Source organism: Streptomyces sp. NPDC048639, assembly GCF_043199075.1.
Lineage (GTDB): Bacteria > Actinomycetota > Actinomycetes > Streptomycetales > Streptomycetaceae > Streptomyces.
On record NZ_JBICVP010000001.1, the window covers coordinates 177432 to 196524 of the forward strand.

12 protein-coding genes and 2 pseudogenes are annotated in these 19093 nt (G+C 72.4%); 6 read left to right on the plus strand and 8 right to left on the minus strand.

Annotated elements, in window-relative coordinates:
- Positions 1-210: 210 nt before the first annotated feature.
- The 3 genes from coaE to rpsA form a co-directional block, all read right to left on the minus strand.
- Positions 211-816: a dephospho-CoA kinase gene (gene coaE / locus ACGFNH_RS00795; protein WP_393650806.1), complete on the minus strand. Its 606-nt coding sequence runs from the start codon at positions 814-816 to the stop codon at positions 211-213.
- A gap of 70 nt (positions 817-886) precedes the next feature.
- Positions 887-1828 carry a PAC2 family protein gene (locus tag ACGFNH_RS00800; RefSeq protein WP_393650807.1) on the minus strand — a complete coding sequence of 314 codons (942 nt, stop codon included), beginning with the start codon at positions 1826-1828 and terminating at the stop codon, positions 887-889.
- Positions 1829-2060: 232 nt separating this feature from the next.
- Positions 2061-3566, minus strand: a complete 1506-nt coding sequence (rpsA, locus tag ACGFNH_RS00805; RefSeq protein WP_393650808.1) for a 30S ribosomal protein S1 — start codon at positions 3564-3566, stop codon at positions 2061-2063.
- A 339-nt stretch (positions 3567-3905) separates the two neighbouring features.
- On the opposite strand from rpsA, the gene ACGFNH_RS00810 reads away from it, so the two are divergent.
- Together ACGFNH_RS00810 and hrpB are read left to right on the plus strand one after the other, a co-directional pair.
- Positions 3906-4763, plus strand: a complete 858-nt coding sequence (locus ACGFNH_RS00810) for a class I SAM-dependent methyltransferase (protein WP_393650809.1) — start codon at positions 3906-3908, stop codon at positions 4761-4763.
- Positions 4764-4872: 109 nt separating this feature from the next.
- On the plus strand, positions 4873-7518 hold the full coding sequence (gene hrpB / locus ACGFNH_RS00815; RefSeq protein ID WP_393650810.1) for an ATP-dependent helicase HrpB: 2646 nt from the start codon (positions 4873-4875) through the stop codon (positions 7516-7518).
- A 192-nt stretch (positions 7519-7710) separates the two neighbouring features.
- On the opposite strand, the gene ACGFNH_RS00820 is transcribed toward hrpB, so the two are convergent.
- From ACGFNH_RS00820 to ACGFNH_RS00830, 3 genes are all read right to left on the minus strand, one after another.
- Positions 7711-8706 (minus strand): DUF3068 domain-containing protein, encoded by a 996-nt coding sequence (locus tag ACGFNH_RS00820; protein WP_393650811.1) that lies wholly within the window; start codon positions 8704-8706, stop codon positions 7711-7713.
- Between the two features lie 219 nt (positions 8707-8925).
- On the minus strand, positions 8926-9060 hold the full coding sequence (locus ACGFNH_RS00825) for an SPW_0924 family protein (RefSeq protein WP_393650812.1): 135 nt from the start codon (positions 9058-9060) through the stop codon (positions 8926-8928).
- Positions 9061-9250: 190 nt separating this feature from the next.
- A complete protein-coding gene (locus ACGFNH_RS00830) occupies positions 9251-10942 on the minus strand; it encodes a lytic transglycosylase (protein ID WP_393650813.1) in 1692 nt (563 codons plus the stop codon).
- Between the two features lie 404 nt (positions 10943-11346).
- On the opposite strand from ACGFNH_RS00830, the pseudogene ACGFNH_RS00835 reads away from it, so the two are divergent.
- Positions 11347-12179 (plus strand): annotated as a pseudogene (locus tag ACGFNH_RS00835) (DUF4184 family protein).
- 268 nt (positions 12180-12447) lie between these two features.
- Here ACGFNH_RS00835 and ACGFNH_RS00840 read toward each other — a convergent pair.
- Both ACGFNH_RS00840 and polA read right to left on the minus strand, forming a co-directional pair.
- A pseudogene (locus ACGFNH_RS00840) lies at positions 12448-12564 on the minus strand (EamA family transporter); the annotation flags it as partial.
- Between the two features lie 45 nt (positions 12565-12609).
- Positions 12610-15345 carry a DNA polymerase I gene (gene polA, locus ACGFNH_RS00845; protein WP_393650814.1) on the minus strand — a complete coding sequence of 912 codons (2736 nt, stop codon included), beginning with the start codon at positions 15343-15345 and terminating at the stop codon, positions 12610-12612.
- A 271-nt stretch (positions 15346-15616) separates the two neighbouring features.
- On the opposite strand from polA, the gene ACGFNH_RS00850 reads away from it, so the two are divergent.
- The 3 genes from ACGFNH_RS00850 to ACGFNH_RS00860 all read left to right on the plus strand — a co-directional run bounded on the left by ACGFNH_RS00850 (position 15617) and on the right by ACGFNH_RS00860 (position 19032).
- The gene (locus ACGFNH_RS00850; RefSeq protein WP_393650815.1) at positions 15617-17953 is read left to right on the plus strand and encodes an FdhF/YdeP family oxidoreductase; all 2337 of its coding nucleotides are present in this window, start codon (positions 15617-15619) and stop codon (positions 17951-17953) included.
- Between the two features lie 66 nt (positions 17954-18019).
- Positions 18020-18493 (plus strand): PaaI family thioesterase, encoded by a 474-nt coding sequence (locus tag ACGFNH_RS00855; protein WP_393650816.1) that lies wholly within the window; start codon positions 18020-18022, stop codon positions 18491-18493.
- A 206-nt stretch (positions 18494-18699) separates the two neighbouring features.
- On the plus strand, positions 18700-19032 hold the full coding sequence (locus tag ACGFNH_RS00860; protein ID WP_393650817.1) for a hypothetical protein: 333 nt from the start codon (positions 18700-18702) through the stop codon (positions 19030-19032).
- Positions 19033-19093: the final 61 nt, after the last annotated feature.

Below are 19093 nucleotides of genomic sequence, written 5' to 3' on the forward strand. Positions count from 1 at the left end.
CGGCGAGCGCAGGGACCATCGCTCGTACCGCTGCCGTCGGGGCAACAACGCCGTACGGAACAGCATTCCCCCGACACACCAGGGTCCCGCCCCCGGGCGCTGCACGGAAGCCGCCGGACGGGGACTTCGCACCCGGAAGGGGACTTCGCGTGCGGCGCGAGGCGCCGGTCGTCCGGGTGCAGCGCACCGCACAGGGCCGGTCGCGCCGCGTCACTCCGCCGCAGCGCGCTCCCGCAGCTCCTGCCACACCTTCCCGACCTGGGGCTCCAGCGCGTCCAGCGGTCCGTCGTTGTCGATCACCAGGTCGGCGACGGCCAGCCGCTGCTCGCGCGTGGCCTGAGCGGCCATGCGGGAACGGGCCTCGCCCTCGTCCATGCCGCGCAGCCGCACCAGCCGGTCGAGCCGGGTCTCGGTGGAGGCGTCGACGACCACCACGAAGTCGTACAGCCCGGCCAGGCCGTTCTCGGCGAGCAGCGGCACGTCGTGGACCACGATGGCGTCCTCCTTGCGCGCCGATGCCTCCAGTTCGGCCGAGCGGGCGCCGACGAGCGGGTGCACGATCGCGTTCAACGCGCGCAGGCGCTCGGGGTCGTTGAAGACGATGCTCCCGAGCTTGGGACGGTCCAGCGTGCCGTCCTCGGCCAGGATCTCCGGACCGAACTCGGCCACGACAGCCGCCAGTCCGGGTGTCCCGGGCTCCACGACCTCCCTGGCGATCTTGTCCGCGTCCACGATCACCGCGCCGTACGACGCCAGCAGCCGTGACACCGCGCTCTTTCCCGCGCCGATGCCACCGGTCAGGCCCACCTTCAGCATGCGGCCAGCCTAATTCAGCGGGACCGCGCCCACGCCGTCGCCCCGGGGGCGCGAGGCCCGGGGCGGCCGCTCAGTCGCCGTTCCCCTCGCGCTCGGCAAGGAAGCGCTCGAACTCCTGGCCCAGTTCCTCCGCGGACGGCAACTGGACGGGCTCGGCGACGAGGTTGCCGCGGGTCTGGGCGCCGGCCACCGCGTCGTACTGGTTCTCCAGCCCCTGTACGAGCGACACCAGCTCCTCGTCGCCCTCCCCGATCTGCCGGTCGATCTCGGTCTGTGTGCGGTGCGCGTCCGTCCGCAGGGTCTGCACCACACCGGGCAGCACCAGCCCGGTCGCCGCGGTGATCGCCTCGAGCGCGGCGAGCGCCGAGTCGGGGTACGGGGAGCGCGCGATGTAGTGCGGCACGTGGGCCGCGACGCCCAGCACGTCGTGACCGGCCTCGGCGAGACGGAACTCCACGAGCGCCTCGGCGCTTCCGGGCACCTGCGCCTCGTCGAAGAAGGCCCGGTGGCCGGGCATCAGGTCGAGGCGGTTGCCGTGCGGGGTCAGACCGACCGGGCGGGTGTGCGGAACGCCCATGGGGATGCCGTGGAAGTTCATGGAGAGCCGGACGCCGAGGCGCTCGACGATCTGCCGCACCGCGACGGCGAAACGCTCCCATTCCCCGTCCGGCTCGGGTCCGGAGAGCAGCAGGAAGGGCGCGCCGGTCGTGTCCTGCACGAGGTGCACATCGAGCGTCGGCCGGTCGTACGCGCTCCAGTGGTCGCTGCGGAAGGTCAGCAGAGGGCGCCGGGCGCGGTAGTCGATGAGGCGGTCCACGTCGAAGCGGGCGACGATCTGGTGCGGAAGCTGGTCGAGCAGCCGCTCCACGATCTGCTCGCCGGTGTCCCCGGCGTCGATGTAACCGTCGAAGTGGTAGAGCATGACCAATCCCGCCGTGTCCTGGGCGATCGCCATGTCCGCCACGGCGAGCCCCTTGGGCTCCCATGCGTACAGCTCCTGCGGATCAAGCACCGTAACCGCGCCTCCTCGTGTTCGCCCTGATCAACGTCGAGGAGGGCAGGGGCATTCCCCGCCCACGGGCGTGATCTTCGGCGCGGGGTGTGACGCACCGTCAGCGACGGTCGGGCGGAACGGGAGTCCGGGTGCACCGGTCGCGGGGAGCGCAAGCGCCCCGGACACGGCACGAGGCCCGCCCCCCGAAGGGGACGGGCCTCGCGTTCAGCTCGTGCTCAGCGGTGAGCGGTCAGCTCTGGCCGCCGGCCAGCTTCTCGCGCAGAGCGGCCAGGGCCTCGTCCGACGCGAGCGCGCCGGAGTTGTCCTGGGTCTCCGAGGAGTACGAACCGCCGCCGCCACCACCGGCGCCACCCTGCTGCGGGGCGGCCTGACCGGCCTCGGCCGCGGCCTGCTCGTCGGCCTCGCGGGACTTGACGACCTGCGCCTGGTGCTGCTCGAAGCGGGTCTGCGCCTCGGCGTACTGGTGCTCCCACTCTTCCCGCTGCTTCTCGTAGCCGGGCAGCCAGTCGTTGGCCTCCGGGTCGAAGCCCTCGGGGTAGATGTAGTTGCCCTGGTCGTCGTAGGACGCGGCCATGCCGTACAGGGTCGGGTCGAACTCGACCGCCGACGGCTCGGCACCGAAGGCCTCGTTGGCCTGCTTCAGCGAGAGGCTGATGCGGCGGCGCTCGAGGTCGATGTCGATGACCTTGACGAAGATCTCGTCATTGACCTGGACGACCTGCTCCGGGATCTCCACGTGGCGCTCGGCCAGCTCGGAGATGTGGACCAGGCCCTCGATGCCCTCGTCGACGCGGACGAACGCACCGAACGGAACGAGCTTGGTGACCTTACCCGGGACGACCTGACCGATCTGGTGGGTCCGGGCGAACTGCTGCCACGGGTCCTCCTGGGTCGCCTTGAGCGACAGGGAGACGCGCTCGCGGTCCATGTCGACGTCCAGGACCTCGACCGTGACCTCCTGGCCGACCTCGACGACCTCGGACGGGTGGTCGATGTGCTTCCAGGACAGCTCGGAGACGTGGACGAGACCGTCGACGCCGCCGAGGTCCACGAACGCACCGAAGTTGACGATCGAGGAGACGACGCCGGAGCGGACCTGACCCTTCTGGAGGGTCGTGAGGAAGGTCTGGCGGACCTCGCTCTGGGTCTGCTCGAGCCAGGCACGGCGGGACAGGACCACGTTGTTGCGGTTCTTGTCCAGCTCGATGATCTTCGCCTCGAGCTCCTTGCCCACGTAGGGCTGAAGGTCGCGGACGCGGCGCATCTCCACCAGCGAGGCGGGGAGGAAGCCACGGAGGCCGATGTCGAGGATGAGACCACCCTTGACGACCTCGATGACGGTACCGGTGACGATGCCGTCCTCTTCCTTGATCTTCTCGATCGTGCCCCAGGCCCGCTCGTACTGAGCGCGCTTCTTGGACAGGATGAGGCGGCCTTCCTTGTCCTCCTTCTGGAGAACCAGGGCCTCGATCTCGTCGCCGACGGCGACGACCTCGTTGGGGTCGACGTCGTGCTTGATCGACAGCTCACGCGAGGGAATGACGCCCTCGGTCTTGTAGCCGATGTCGAGCAGGACCTCGTCCCGGTCGACCTTCACGATGACGCCGTCGACGATGTCGCCGTCGTTGAAGTACTTGATCGTCTCGTCGATCGCGGCGAGGAATGCTTCCTCGTTACCGATGTCGTTGACCGCTACCTGCGGAGTGGTGGCGGTGGTCTCGGTGCTGCTCGTCATGTGGGAAAGGGCTCCGGTACGGACATTGAGGTCGTAGGTACTGCTCACGCCGGGAGCCCGTTATCGCACCGCCGAAGCCGGACAGCGAGGAGACGCCGTCCTTCACAGGGCTTGTGGCGCCTCGACAACCGAGGGGACATACAACAGATGCGAGCGCAGCCTGCTCTGTCTGAGGTACGCAGGCCCGCAGCGCAACTTGTAGCATACGGGGGCGGCCGGGCAGGGTCAATGCGCGAAGAGCGCACCCAGGGCACAAGAGGGCACAAGTCCCATATCCGGCACAAAGTGCACTGCACTCAGCAGCTACAGGTTCGAGCGAAGGTTACGACGACGAACGCGATGAGCCAAGAGGAAGAAGCCGAGGCCACTCGGCGTGGCGTGGAGAACACGGAGAGCAGCCGGGCCAACCGGGGCTGGTGGGACCGCAATGCGGACGACTACCAGCAGGAACACGGCGGCTTCCTCGGCGACGACCGCTTCGTCTGGGGCCCGGAGGGGCTCGACGAGGAGGAGGCCGGACTGCTGGGCCCCGCGGAGGACCTGAAGGGGCGGGACGTCCTGGAGATCGGGGCCGGCGCGGCGCAGTGCTCCCGCTGGCTGGCCGCCCGGGGGGCGCGTCCGGTCGCGCTCGACCTCTCGTACCGCCAGCTCCAGCACGCACTGCGCCTCCACGAGGATGCGGGCGGTACGACGGAGGCGGCGGGCCGGAGCGCGGCGCGCGCGACGGGGGCGTTCCCCCTCGTCCAGGCCGACGCGGGTGCGCTGCCCTTCGCCGACGGCTCCTTCGACCTGGCGTGCTCCGCGTACGGGGCGATCCCGTTCGTCGCCGACCCGGTGCGGGTCATGCGCGAGGTGCGCAGGGTCCTGCGACCCGGCGGCCGGTGGGTGTTCTCGGTGACCCACCCGATCCGCTGGGCGTTCCCGGACGAGCCGGGACCGGAGGGCTTGTCGGTGGCGGCCTCCTACTTCGACAGGACGCCCTACGTCGAACAGGACGAATCCGGGCGGGCCGTGTACGTGGAGCACCACAGGACGGTGGGCGACCGTGTCCGGGACGTGGTGGCCGCGGGCTTCCGCCTCGTCGACCTGGTCGAGCCCGAGTGGCCGGACTGGAACAGGCAGGAGTGGGGCGGCTGGTCGCCCCTGCGGGGGCATCTGATCCCGGGCACGGCGATCTTCGTCTGCGCGGCCGCGTAGGGCACCGACCCTCGTACCGCTCTCGTCACCGCCTCCGTCAGTACCGCGTGGGTTCACCGGCGGAAGGAGCGCCGCGCAGGGCTCTGCGCGGCGCTGGGAGACTGGGCGCGTGATACGGACGGACGCGTTGGAGCAGTTGCCGGTCCGGGGGGCGCTGCCCGCGCTGGAGAGGGCCCTGGAGTCGCACGGCACCGCGGTGCTGTGCGCACCTCCCGGGACGGGCAAGACGACGCTGGTGCCGCTGGCCCTGGCCGGGCTGCTGGGCGGCGGACCGGGCCGGGAGTCCGGCCCCGTACGGCGTGTGGTGGTCGCCGAGCCGCGGCGCATCGCGGCGCGTGCGGCCGCCCGGCGCATGGCGTGGCTGCTCGGCGAGAGCGTCGGCGGCCGGGTCGGGTTCAGTGTGCGGGGCGAGCGGCGCGTCGGGCCCGGGACGGTCGTCGAGGTGGTGACGACCGGTGTGCTGCTGCAGCGGTTGCAGCGCGATCAGGAGTTGGCCGGTGTCGATGTCGTCGTCCTCGACGAGTGCCACGAACGGCATCTGGACGCCGATACGGCGGCCGCCTTCCTGCTCGACGTACGCGAGACGCTGCGTCCGGAGCTGCGGCTCGTCGCGGCGTCGGCGACGACGGACGCCGCGGGCTGGGCCCGGCTGCTCGGCGGCCACGGCGCCGCGGACACGACCGGGGGCACGGCGCCGGTGGTCGAGGCGCCGGGCGCCGCCCATCCGGTCGAGGTGGTGTGGACGCCTCCCGCCCGCCCCGTACGGCCCCCGCACGGCATGCGGGTGGATCCGGCGCTGCTGGAGCACGTCGCCGCCGTGGTGCGGCGGGCGCTGCGCGAACGGGACGGCGACGTCCTGTGCTTCCTGCCGGGCGTCGGGGAGATCGGACGCGTGGCGGGACATCTGGCAGGGTCCGGCGCCGAGGTGCTGCAGGTGCACGGCCGCGCATCCGCGGAGGTCCAGGACGCCGTACTGGCCGGTGGCGCGGGCGGGCGCCGCGTGGTGCTGGCGACATCGGTCGCCGAGTCGAGCCTGACGGTGCCGGGCGTACGGGTCGTGGTGGACGCGGGGCTGGCGCGCGAGCCGCGCACCGACCACGCGCGCGGCCTCAGTGCGCTCACGACCGTACGCGCCTCGCAGGCGGCTTCCCGGCAGCGTGCGGGCCGGGCAGGGCGTGAGGCGCCCGGCGCGGTCTACCGCTGCTGGGCCGAGGAGGAGGACGCACGCCTCCCGCGGTGGCCGTCGCCGGAGATCATGGTGGCGGATCTGACCGCTTTCGCGCTCCAGGCGGCGAGTTGGGGCGATCCGGACGCTTCGGGTCTTGCGCTGCTCGACCCGCCGCCGGGCGGGGCGATGGCCGCCGCGCGGGAGGTGCTGGGCGCGATCGGCGCCGTGGACGGGGACGGGAGGGTGACGGCGCGGGGTACGCGGCTGGCCCGGCTGGGCGTGCACCCCAGGCTCGCCCGGGCGCTGGTGGACGGCGCCGACGCGGTGGGTGCGCGTCGCGCGGCGGAGGTGGTGGCCCTGCTGTCGGAGGAGCCGCCGCGCGCCTACGGGGACGACCTGGTGGCTGCGTGGCGTACCGCGCGACGCGGCGGAGATGCGTACGCCGGCCGCTGGCGCGCGGAGGCCCGCCGCCTCGAAGCCGCTCTGCGCGCGGCGCACACCGGCCGCGGCGGAACGCATATGACGCCGGGGGACGGTGACGGGGATGGCGCGGCGGCCGCGGAAGGCCGGGGGACGGCAACGGGCGGGCGGGAGCGGACCGATGACGCGGCCGCCGGGCTGGTGGTGGCGCTGGCGTTCCCCGAGCGCGTGGCGCGCGGCCGCGGCAGGCAGGCGTACCTCATGGCCTCCGGGACAGGTGCCGAACTCACCGACGGGTCGCGGCTCGGCACGGCGGAATGGCTGGCCGTCGCGGTCGCCGACCGGCCCGTGGCATCGGCTTCGGCACGCGTACGGCTGGCGGCCGTGACCGACGAGGAGACCGCGCGGCGTGCGGCCGCGCCGCTGCTCTCCGCGGGCGAGGAAGTGCTCTGGTCCGAGGAGCGCCGGGACGTGCTGGCCCGGAGAGTGGAGCGGCTCGGCGCGATCGAGCTCCTCGTACGCCCGCTGGGCTCGCCGGGTCCTGCGCGGGTGCGCGCCGCGCTGCTGGAGGGGTTGCGGCGCGAGGGTCCGGGGTTGCTGCGCTGGTCACGGGAGGCGTCCGAGCTGCGGCAGCGACTGGGCTTTCTGCACCGGGAGTTGGGCGCTCCGTGGCCGGACGTGTCGGATGCGGCGCTGCTGGAGGATCCGGACGCGTGGCTGGGACCGGAACTGGACCGCGCTCGACGGCGCACGGATCTGGAGCGCGTCGACGCGGGCAGGGCGCTGGCCCGGCTGCTGCCGTGGGCGACGGGCGACGCGGCGCGTTTCGAGACGCTGGCGCCGGAGCGGATCGAGGTGCCGAGCGGCTCCCGGATCCGGATCGACTACGAGGGCGGGCAGCCGGTGCTCGCGGTGAAGCTGCAGGAGGTGTTCGGGCTGCAGGAGACGCCGCGGATCGCTGACGGCCGGGTGCCGCTGCTGGTCCATCTGCTCTCCCCCGCCGGCCGGCCCGCCGCGGTCACCGCCGACCTGGCGTCGTTCTGGCGTGACGGCTACCGATCCGTACGGGCGGAGCTCCGCGGCCGCTACCCGAAGCATCCGTGGCCGGAGGATCCGGCGTCCGCGGAGCCGACGCGGCACACCAAGGCGCGGATGAACCGGTCGTAGGGCGGGGACGGGCGGGGCCCGGCCGGGGTGTCGGACGGGGGGCATGCGGCGCCCTTGCGGGGGTCTCGGACGGGGGCGGGCAGCGCCCTTGCGGGGGTCTCGGACGGGGGCGGGCGCGGTCATGATGCGGACAGCGCAGCCGGTAGCGGCGGGGCCGAACGGGCGTACGCGCAGGGCCCGTTCGGACCTCGCTCAGGGTCGTGCCGCGGCCGGTTCCCGTGCCCGGTCGGCGCCGCCCGGTTCCGCCGGCCCGCGGCCCCGTGCCTCCAGGACCAGGGCGAGTGCGAGCAGCCCCGCGCCCAGGCCCGCGAAGCCCCAGGGGAGATAGCGGGTCATGAGCAGGACCAACTGCCGCTGCGAGGAGACGAGTTCGACGGTGGAGTCGATGTAGTCCTCGCGCATCTTCACATGCCCGGCGAACGCGGTGACCTTCTCGCGGCCTCCGAGCAGGGTCCCGCCGCGCAGCTCCTCCTTGTGGATCTCCTGGCCGTTGACCGGACCGCCGGTGGTCGGATCGACCCAGAACATGCGTTTGGTGGTGTACCAGCGCGTCGTACCGGTCTTGGCGACCGACTCCGGCGTGATGCCCTTCACCGGTAGCTTCTTCGGCATGGGGACCCTGGTCCACGGGATGGTCTGCTCGAAGTAGTAGACCTCCAGCCCGCGGAAGGTGCGGGTGCCCTTGTAGTGGATGGGCGCGGAGACGCGGGCCTGAGCGTCGAAGTAGGTGTAGTCGCGCTTCTCGGTCAGGAAGGGCCACTTGAACTCGATGCCCTCGCGCCGGACCGGGTCGCCGTCGACGTGTTCGCCGTCCGCGTGCACCGGCTCCTGGGTGTGGGCATCGAAGATGTAGCGCTCGGGGATCTCGGAGACCATCGCGCCGTCCGGCCCCACCACGTAGGACAGGCCGTCCCAGACCACGACGTCGCGGCCCGCGGTCCGTTCGATCTTCTCGGACGCCTCGACGTTGCCCTTGAGGGTCTGGACGATGGTGACCTTGGGTACCGTCTTCGGCTTCATGGTGCCGTAGTCGAGGAGGGTGGCGTCCTTCGCTTCCAGGACCATGTCCTGGTACTGGTTCGCCGGGATCTTGACCAGCCGCGGGAAGGCGTACCAGCGCAGCAGCGGTGACAGCGCGGTGAGGAACACCGCGAGGGCGAGCAGGACCAGGCTCGCTCTGCGGCGCATGCCGCCCCGGCTCCGGCGTCGCCCGGGGTGACCGGCTCGGGTGGCCGACGGGGGTCCGGGGCCGTTGTCCCGGGCAGGCACGGCGCGGCTCATGGCGGTGCGTCCCTCCCTCTGGCGGGTGTTCGGGCCTCTACGGGTTCTCTCGGGGACGTCTCTCGGTGTGTGCGGGAACGGGCTGCGGCGTGCTGCGCATGCGGGCCGCGGGGTGTGCGGGCCGGTCTACGGGTGATCGGGGACGGTGGTGAGCAGCGGCTTCGGGGAGGTCTCACCGCTGGGCGCACCGATCGCCGTCACGGTGAGGACCAGTGCGAGGGCCGCGCCCAGTCCGATGGCGGCGGCTGCCAGAGCGCGCATGATCGGCCTCCCGTGACGTGGCGGCTTCGTGAGCGATTTCCTGACGGGCCGTCAGGATGCCCGGGGCTGGGGCACCGTAGCAACGGGCGGCGCAGAAGAGAACACGTCGCACCGCCCCCCTGCCCGGCGGGCACGAGGAGCGGTGCGAGGGAGACGGAAGAGGGCGCCGGCCGAAGCCGTGCCCTGGCGGCTACCGGCCCTGGGCCGCCGGTGCGGTGACCGTCAACTCGACGATCAGCGTGGTGCCGTCGGCGGTCGTCAGACGGAGGAGGAAGGTGCCCGCCTGCTCGTCGGTGAAGATCTTCGGCAGCTTCAGCACGCCGTCCTCGTCCGTAGTGAGGGCCTCCAGGGTGCGGACGGGCTTGTCGTCCTCGTCCTTGAAGTAGGGGCCCTTGTCGTTGACGACGGGGTGGTCGGGGTCGGAGGTGATCATGGCGGCTGTCACCGGCACACCCGCCGCGATCGCGCCCTGGTACGTGGCCTTGATCTCCACCTCTTCGGCGAACTCGCCACCGGTCTCGGCCTTCAGCGGCTCCTCGCTCGTGCGGGCGAGCGCGTCCGCCTTCGGCACCGGGGCGGCCTCGACGGCCGCCGCGAAGTCGACGGCGGGCAAGGTACGTCCGACGACCGTGGCCCGAACGGTGAACTCGCCCGCCTTGCCGCCCGCGAGCAGCTTCGGCGCGGCGGCCGTGCCGTCGCTGCCGGTGCGGACGGTGACGCGGGTGGCCTTGCCGGGGAAGCGCGCCTCGGTCGCGCCCCGGATCTCGTACTGCACACGGACGTCCGCCACGGCCTTGCCCGCGGCGTCCCGCGCCCGTACGCGGGGAGAGTCGGCGAACTCCCCTCCCGCGGTGGCGGTCAGCTCGCGCGGGCCGACGTACGCGAAGCCGGTGACGGTCTCGGCCGGGGCGGGCTTGTCCGGGTCCGGCGTACCGCTCTCGCCGTCCTCCCCCTTCGGGGGCTTCGGCTTGCCCTCGTCCTTCGACGGGGAGTCCTTCGGCCCCTTGCCGGAACCCTTCGATCCCCCGGAGTCCTTCCCGCCGTTGCCGGTGCCCTTGCCGTCCTCGCCGCGGGGGCCGGTGCCGACGGGCATGACGCCCGTACCGTCGGGCACCTGGTGCGTGCCCTTCCGGTAGAACTCGAACCAGGACAGGACCGTCCGCAGATATTCCTGGGACCGGTTGTAGCCGAGGATCGCGCGCTCGAGGTCGGCCCGGTCGGAGAGGTCGCGGCTGCCGGCGCACAGGTAGCGTCCGGCGGCGAGCGCCGCGTCGTAGATGTTCCCGGGGTTCTTCTCGCCGTCGCCGTTGCCGTCCGCGCCCCAGTTGGCCCAGGTGGACGGGATGAACTGCATCGGGCCGACGGCCCGGTCGTGCGTGGTGTCGCCGTCGTACGCGCCGCCGTCGGTGTCGCGGATCTCGGCGAAGCCGTTGCCGTTGAGCTGCGGGCCGAGGATCGGCGAGAGGGTGGTGCCCTCGGCGTCGACCCGGCCGCCGCGGGCCTGCCCGGACTCGACCTTGCCGATGGCGGCGAGCAGTTCCCAGCGGAGGTTGCAGCCGGGGTTGCTCTCGGCGAGCGCGGCCTCGGCCTCCTTGTACGCGTCGACGACGGTCGCGGGGATGCCGGCCTCGGCCTTGCCCTTGCGCGGCAGTTCGACGGAAGTGCCGGGCTTGTCCGGGGTGTTGAGGGGCGGCAGATCGGTGTAGTACGGCGAACCGCCGTCGATGGGGGTGTCGCTCGCGGGCGACGGGCCGCTCGCCGACTGCCGTTCGGAGTCCAGCAGGCTGGGCGCCTGGGAGGCGGTGAGCGCCGCCATCGCGAGTGCCGCGACGGCCGTGGTGGCGGCTCCCCTGCGTATGCGCCGTCCGAACTGGGCTGCCATACGTGCGTCCTCCCCTGTGCCTGCGGCGGGGGTGTCGCCCCCGACCCGGTCTGCGGCGTCGCGCCCGCGGGTCCCCCGGCGCGAACTCTGGTGACCCTACGGCACCTTCGGGCGAGGAGTCACCGGCTCCTGCCCAGATTTCACCTCATTCGCGCGTCCGGTTCGGCGGATTCCGGAAAACGCCGATCCCGCGTCCCGGACTGGAACGATCACCGGCGACCGAGCGTCCGAAGAAGCAAGGGCCGGGCCGGCCGGTCGCCCCGGGGCGCCGGGCTGCCGGGCTGCCGGGCTGCCGGGCTGCCGGGCTGCCGGGCTGCCGATGATCCGGGCTAGTGCCGCTGTCACCGGGGGCCGGGCGCGCCAGTGGAGCGCTCACCGGGGACGGGGAACACCGAGGGGGAGCATTGCCGTTCACCATCAGCCATGCGGCTGCGGTACTTCCGGCCATCCGCCGGGACGGTACGGGCGCGCGGGGCCACTCGTCGCCTCGGCGCTGGTCGCGGGCTCGTTCGCACCGGACATGACCTACTTCGCGGACACCGTCCTTCCCGGCGCCATGCTCTTCGGGGACTTCACCCACTCCCCGGCCGGAGTGCCGACCGTGGACGCGCTGGTGGCGGCCGTCCTCGTCGCGGGATGGCTGCTGCTGCGCGAACCGCTGCTTGCGCTCCTGCCGCCGTCCTGGCAGGGGCGGGCCTGGGCGCTGGTGCGGGGCCGGTCCTGGCGGGGCGAGCGGGTCGTACCGCTGCTGCTGCGGTTCTGGGTGTCGGCGGTGCTGGGCGCCGCGACGCACATCGTGTGGGACGCGTTCACGCACCTGGACCGCTGGGGTATGCGGCTTCTGCCGGCGCTGGGCGACGTCGTGGCGGGCTTCCCGCTCTACACATACGCGCAGTACGGCGGTTCCGCGCTCGCACTGCTGGCGATCGGCGCCTTTCTGGTCACGGCGGTGCGGCGGCTGCCTCCGGACACACCCGCGCCCGAGGCCGTGCCGGGGCTGACCGCTCGTGAACGGCTGCTCGCCGCCGTCCTGTTGGCGCTCGCGCTCCTCGTGGGTGTCGTGCACCGCTGTCTGCGCTCCTACGACGCGATCATGACGCTCACCGGTGACCCCACGCCGCTGGACTTCGTTCCTACGGCGATGTTCGGGGCGGGCGCGGGACTCGCGCTCGGACTGCCGGTGTACGCGGCGGCGGTACGGATCCGCCGCCGCGTAGAGCTTCCCCGCACGGGCTGACGGCCGGAGGCGGTACGGCTGGTGGGGCCTTCCGGGAACCGGCAGACCCCGGCGACGGCACCGCCACCGAGACGTTCGGCCATGGAGTGCCGGGCGCACAGGGCGATGAAGACGAGTCCGGCGCCGCACGCACAGGGCGATGAGGACGACGGGTCCGGCGCCGCGCGCACAGGGCGATGAGGACGACGGGTCCGGCGCCGCGCGCACAGGGCGATGAGGACGACGGGTCCGGCGCCGCGCGCACAGGGCGATGAGGACGGGTCCGGCGCCGCGCGCACAGGGCGATGAGGACGGGTCCGGCGCCGGGCGTCACAACGGTGGCCACCGCGAGCCCGGTTGCCTCCACCGCGGCGAAGCAGGCGGTCCGGAGGACCGTCGGGCCGAGCCGTATCGCCGCCCCTCCGACCCTCCGACCCTCCGGTCGTACGCGTCAGTGCGCGGCGGACTCCCAGTCCCGTCCGAATCCCACCGACACATCGAGCGGGGCCCGCAGTTCGACCGCGCCGATCATCTCCCGCCGCACCAGCTCCTCGACCGCGTCCCGCTCGCCCGGTGACACCTCCAGCACGATTTCGTCGTGCACCTGGAGGAGCATGCGCGAGGAGAGCCCCTCCCGGATCAGCGCCTCGTCCACGCGCAGCATCGCGATCTTCACGATGTCCGCCGCGGTGCCCTGGATCGGGGCGTTGAGCGCCATCCGCTCGGCCATCTCGCGGCGCTGGCGGTTGTCGCTGGTGAGGTCGGGGAGGTAGCGGCGGCGGCCGAGCATGGTCTCGGTGTAGCCGGTGGCGCGCGCCTCGTCGACGGCGCGGCGCAGATAGTCGCGGACCCCGCCGAAGCGCTCGAAGTAGGTGTCCATCAGTCCGCGCGCCTCGTCGGGCGAGATGTTGAGCTGCTGGGACAGGCCGAACGCCGACAGCCCGTACGCCAGCCCGTACGACATCGCCTTGATCTTGCGGCGCATCTCGGGGTCGACATCGCTCCTGGCCACGGAGAAGACCTGGGAGGCGACGGTGTCGTGCAGGTCCTCGCCGGAGGTGAACGCCTCGATCAGGCCCTCGTCCTCGGAGAGATGGGCCATCACGCGCAGCTCGATCTGGCTGTAGTCGGCGGTCAGCAGCGACTCGAATCCCTCGCCGACGACGAAGCCGCGCCGGATGGCCCGGCCCTCGTCCGTGCGGACCGGGATGTTCTGCAGGTTGGGGTCGGTGGAGGAGAGCCGGCCGGTCGCCGCCACGGTCTGGTTGAACGTGGTGTGGATACGGCCGCCGGGCGACACCGTCTTGATCAGGCCCTCGACGGTGGACCGCAGCCGCGCCTGCTCACGGTGGCGCAGCATGATCACGGGAAGGTCGTGCTCGGTCTGGGTGGCCAGCCAGGCGAGCGCGTCGGCGTCCGTGGTGTAGCCGGTCTTGGTCTTCTTGGTCTTGGGCAGGCCCAGTTCGCCGAAGAACACCTCCTGGAGCTGCTTGGGCGAACCGAGGTTGAACTCGTGGCCGACGGCGGCGTGCGCCTCCTTCACCGCCTGCTGCACCGCGTCCGCGAACTGCTGCTCCATGCGCTCCAGCCAGCCGCGGTCCGCCGCGATCCCCGCCCGCTCCATGCGCGCGAGCAACTCCGAGGTCGGCAGTTCGATGTCGCGCAGCAGACCGGCGGCGCCGACGTCCCGCAGCCGGGACTCGAACGCCTCGCCCAGGTCCAGTACGGCCCGGGCCTGGGACATCAGCGCGTCCTTCTCGGCCTGCTCGTCGGTGCCGAAGGCGAGCTGGCCGCTGTCGTCCGCGGCCGGGGCCAGCTCACGGCCCAGGTACTCCACCGACAGCGCGTCCAGCGCGAAGGAGCGGCGGCCGGGCTTGACCAGGTAGGCGGCCAGGGCGGTGTCCATGGTGACGCCGGCGACCTTCCAGCCGTGCTCGGCGAAGACCCGCATCACACCCTTGGCGTTGTGCAGGGTCTTGGGCCGGGCAGGGTCGGCGATCCAGCCGGCGAAGGCCCGCTCGTCCGCCTCGTCCAGCTCGGCCGGGTCGAACCAGGCGGCCGTGCCCGAGCCGAGCGCGAGCGCGATCTCGCCGACGCTGCCGCTGCCCAGCGCCCAGGCGTCGACCGTGGCCAGGCCCATCGGCTGCTCACCGTGGCGCTCCAGCCACGGGGCGAGTGCGCCGGGGGCGAGAACCTCGCCGTCCAGCTCCACGCCGGGCGCCGGAGGTGCCTCTTCCGCCAGGGCGGCCACCGGGTCCGCGGCCATCAGCCGGTCCCGGAAGTTCTGGTGGCGGAACTCCAGCATGTCCAGGATCAGGGAGAGCGCCTCCCGGTTGTACCCGCTGCGCTCCAGCGCCTCGGGCCCCTTCGGCAACTCCACATCCTTGACCAGCTCGGTGAGCTGGCGGTTGAGCTTGACCGCCTCCAGATGATCACGGAGGTTCTGCCCGACCTTGCCCTTGACCTCCTCGACCCGCTCCACCAACTCCTTGAACGAGCCGTACTGCTTGATCCACTTGGACGCGGTCTTCTCCCCCACGCCCGGGATGCCGGGGAGGTTGTCGGACGGGTCGCCGCGCAGCGCGGCGAAGTCCGGGTACTGCTCAGGAGTGAGCCCGTACTTCTCCTCGACCTTCTCCGGGGTGAAGCGGGTCAGCTCGCTGACGCCCTTCGTCGGGTAGAGCACGGTGACGTGATCACTGACGAGCTGGAAGGTGTCCCGGTCGCCGGTGACGATCAGCACGTCCCAGCCGAGCGCCTCGGCCTGGGTGGCCAGCGTGGCGATGACGTCGTCCGCCTCGAAGCCCTCGACGGCGAAGCGGGGCACGCACATCGCGTCCAGCAGCTCGCCGATCAGCTCGACCTGGCCCTTGAACTCGTCCGGCGCCTTGGAGCGGTTGGCCTTGTAGTCGGCGAACTCCTCCGAGCGCCAGGTCTTGCGGGAGACATCGAAGGCGACCGCGAGATGCGTGGGCGACTCGTCGCGCAGCGTGTTCGCCAGCATCGACGCGAAGCCGTAGATCGCGTTCGTCGTCTGGCCCGTGGTGGTGCTGAAGTTCTCCGCGGGCAGGGCGAAGAACGCCCGGTACGCCAGGGAATGGCCGTCCAGGAGCATCAGGCGCGGGCGGGTCGCCGACCCTGCGGAGGGGGCGGTCGGTGCGGTCTTCTTCGTTGCTGTCTCTGCCACGCCCCCGATCCTGCCACGGAACACTGACACCGCCGTGGGCCGTGCCCCCGCTCTCCTGCTCCCGCGCGCTCCCGCACCCGTGTCCCCGCCCGCCCCACGCGCGCACTCCCCCCACGCGCGCACTCCCACCGACGGCAACTGCACGCGACCCCCACGAGCCCTCCGGACGCCTCCCGTACGGATCCGGGGCCGACGCCCCCCGGCGCCGGCCCCCTGCGGCGTGCGAGGATTGCCGGCGAGGAGCGCGGCGCGGCGCAGAGGAGGCAGCACCATGGCAGGCAAGCCCCCCGCGGGAGATCCCGCCCAGAACGCACCGGATGTCGCACCTCCGCAGAACAAGGCCGCCGGCCTCCCCGCCATCGGCTACACCCTGCGCGCGGCCCAGCAGCAGATGGGCGTGATGCGCACCGCGCTCACCCTCCTGCGGGTCAATCAGAAGGACGGCTTCGACTGCCCCGGCTGTGCCTGGCCCGAGCCCGACAAGCGGCATGCGGCCGAGTTCTGCGAGAACGGCGCGAAGGCCGTCGCCGAGGAGGCGACGCTGCGCCGCGTCACCCCGGACTTCTTCGCCGCGCACTCCGTCCCCGATCTCGCGACCCGCAGCGGCTACTGGCTGGGCCAGCAGGGCCGGATCACCCAGCCCATGTACCTCCCCGAGGGCGCCGACCACTACGAACCCTTGCCCTGGGAGCGCGCCTTCGACATCGTCGCCGAGGAGCTGCGCGCCCTGGACTCCCCCGACGAGGCGGTCTTCTACACCTCGGGCCGTACGAGCAACGAGGCCGCGTTCCTCTACCAGCTCTTCGCCCGCGAGTTCGGCACCAACAACCTCCCCGACTGCTCCAACATGTGCCACGAGTCGTCGGGGTCGGCGCTGACCGAGACCCTCGGTGTCGGCAAGGGCAGCGTGCTGCTGGAGGACCTCTACCGCGCCGACCTGATCATCGTGGCCGGCCAGAACCCGGGCACCAACCACCCGCGGATGCTCTCGGCCCTGGAGAAGGCCAAGGAGGGCGGCGCGCGGATCATCACGGTCAACCCGCTGCCCGAGGCCGGCATGGAGCGGTTCAGGAACCCGCAGACCCCGCGCGGGCTGGCGGGCGGCGGCACCGCCCTCACCGACCTCTTCCTCCAGATCCGGCTCGGCGGCGACCAGGCCCTGTTCCGTATGCTCAACCAGCTCCTCCTGGAAGCGTCCGACAGCGCCTCCGGCGCGAGCGGGAGCGCGATCGACGAGGAGTTCATCGCCGAGCACACCCACGGCTTCGAGGAGTTCGCGGCCGCGGCACGCGCGCAGGACTGGGACGAGACGCTGCGCGCCACCGGCCTGGACCGTGACGCCATCGACCGGGCCCTGCGGATGGTCCTGGAGTCGAAGAGCATCGTCGTCTGCTGGGCGATGGGCCTCACCCAGCACAAGCACTCCGTGCCCACCATCAAGGAGGTCGTCAACTTCCTTCTGCTGCGCGGGAACATCGGCCGCCCCGGCGCCGGCGTCTGCCCCGTGCGCGGGCACAGCAATGTGCAGGGCGACCGCACCATGGGCATCTTCGAACGGCCCGCGCCCGCCTTCCTCGACGCCCTGGAGAAGGAGTTCGGCTTCGCGCCCCCGCGCGAGCACGGTCTCGACGTCGTACGGTCCATCCGCGCGCTGCGCGACGGCGGGGCCAAGGTCTTCTTCGCCATGGGCGGCAACTTCGTCTCGGCCACCCCCGACACCGACGTCACCGAGGCGGCCGTGCGCCGCGCCCGGCTGACCGTCCATGTGTCCACCAAGCTCAACCGCTCGCACGTGGTCACCGGGGCGCGCGCCCTGATCCTGCCCACACTGGGCCGGACCGAGCGGGACCTGCAGGGCGGCGGGGAGCAGTTCGTGACCGTCGAGGACTCGATGGGCATGGTGCACGCCTCCCGCGGGCGGCTGGAGCCGGCGGGCGGGCAGTTGCTGTCCGAACCCGCCATCGTCTGCCGGCTGGCGCGGCGCGTGCTGGGCGAGACCAGCCGTACGCCGTGGGAGGAGTTCGAGAAGGACTACGCGGCGATCCGGGACCGCATCTCCCGCGTCGTACCCGGATTCGAGGACTTCGAGGCGAAGGTGAGCCGCCCCGGCGGCTTCACGCTGCCCCACGCCCCGCGCGACAGCCGCCGCTTCCCCACCGCCACGGGCAAGGCCAACTTCAGCGCGGCGCCCGTGGAGTACCCGAAACTGCCCGAAGGCCGGCTGCTGCTGCAGACGCTGCGTTCGCACGACCAGTACAACACCACGATCTACGGCCTGGACGACCGCTACCGCGGCATCAGGAACGGCCGCCGCGTCGTCCTGGTCAACCCCGAGGACGCCGCGGGGCTGGGCCTGGCCGACGGCTCGTACACGGATGTGGTCAGCGAGTGGGAGGACGGCACCGAGCGGCGGGCGGCCGGCTTCCGCGTGGTCCACTACCCGACGGCGCGGGGCTGCGCGGCCGCGTACTACCCGGAGACCAACGTCCTGGTGCCGCTGGACGCCACCGCCGATGTCAGCAACACACCCGCCTCCAAGTCCGTCGTCGTACGGCTGGAGACCGGCGGAGCGGCCGGGCCCGAGACCGGGATCACTGCGGCCGGCTGACAGTACGGTGCACACTGCAACGAACATCAGCGTTGTGCAGAGAACCGCCGATCGGAGCCGGGCCCCATGGGTGAGCAGAGCAGCACGAAGTTCCCGCAGGAGATCCTCGACCAGTGGGCCGGACTCGGCCACGATCTCCCCGCGCTGTTCTCGGCCGGCGACCTGGGCGAGCGGATGGGACTCCGGATCGTGGAGGCCGCGCCGGAGCGGGTGCTGGGCACCCTCCCGGTGGAGGGCAACACCCAGCCGTACGGGCTGCTGCACGGCGGTGCCTCGGCCGTGCTCGCCGAGACGCTCGGCTCGATCGGCGCGATGCTGCACGGCGGCCCCAGCAAGATCGCGGTCGGGGTGGACCTCAACTGCACGCACCACCGCGGCGCCCGCTCGGGACTGGTGACCGGTGCGGCCACGCCGGTGCACCGCGGCCGGTCCACCGCCACGTACGAGATCGTGATCACCGACGAGCGGGACAAGCGCGTCTGCACGGCACGTCTGACGTGTCTGCTCCGCGAGGTGGCCGAGGACGGCGCGGCGGGCTAGCGTCGGTCCGCATGGGGCGGACGCCGTACGCGGAAGAGCCACAAACGGAAGGGCCGTTCACGGAACGGCCGCATGCGGAGGGGCCCTGCGGACACGGGCCGTACACGGCGCGGCCGTACGCGAGAGTCCCGTCCGGCACAGGAGTGCGCCCCCGCGGACCGGCGCGCGGGCTCCGGGCGCGCCGGGCTCTCGTCCGCGCGCTCGCGGTGCTTCTGACCGCCGCGCCCCTCACGGGCTGCACCGGCTCCGGCCCCGGATCGGGGGCGGCCAACTCCCCTGCCCCGCAAAGCACTTCACCCCAGGAACTGTGCATCACCATCGTCGGGTACTGGGCCGATGTCATGCTGCGGGACGGCAGGGGCGCCGGGCTGGACTGGGAGCAGAAGGGCCTGTCGACCGTGCAGCGGGACATCCTCGACGAGGTGGTGGCCGCGGCGAAGGCGATGGACCGTCAGGTGCGACAGCGATGCCTGGCGGACGGGGACGAGCGGGGCTCCCCGGCGGACAACGGCGGAACTCGCGGCCGTAACACTCCGTAACGACTGCGCCATGCAAGACACGGTCGACGATGTTCACTCGGCCTGCACATACGGAATGCGC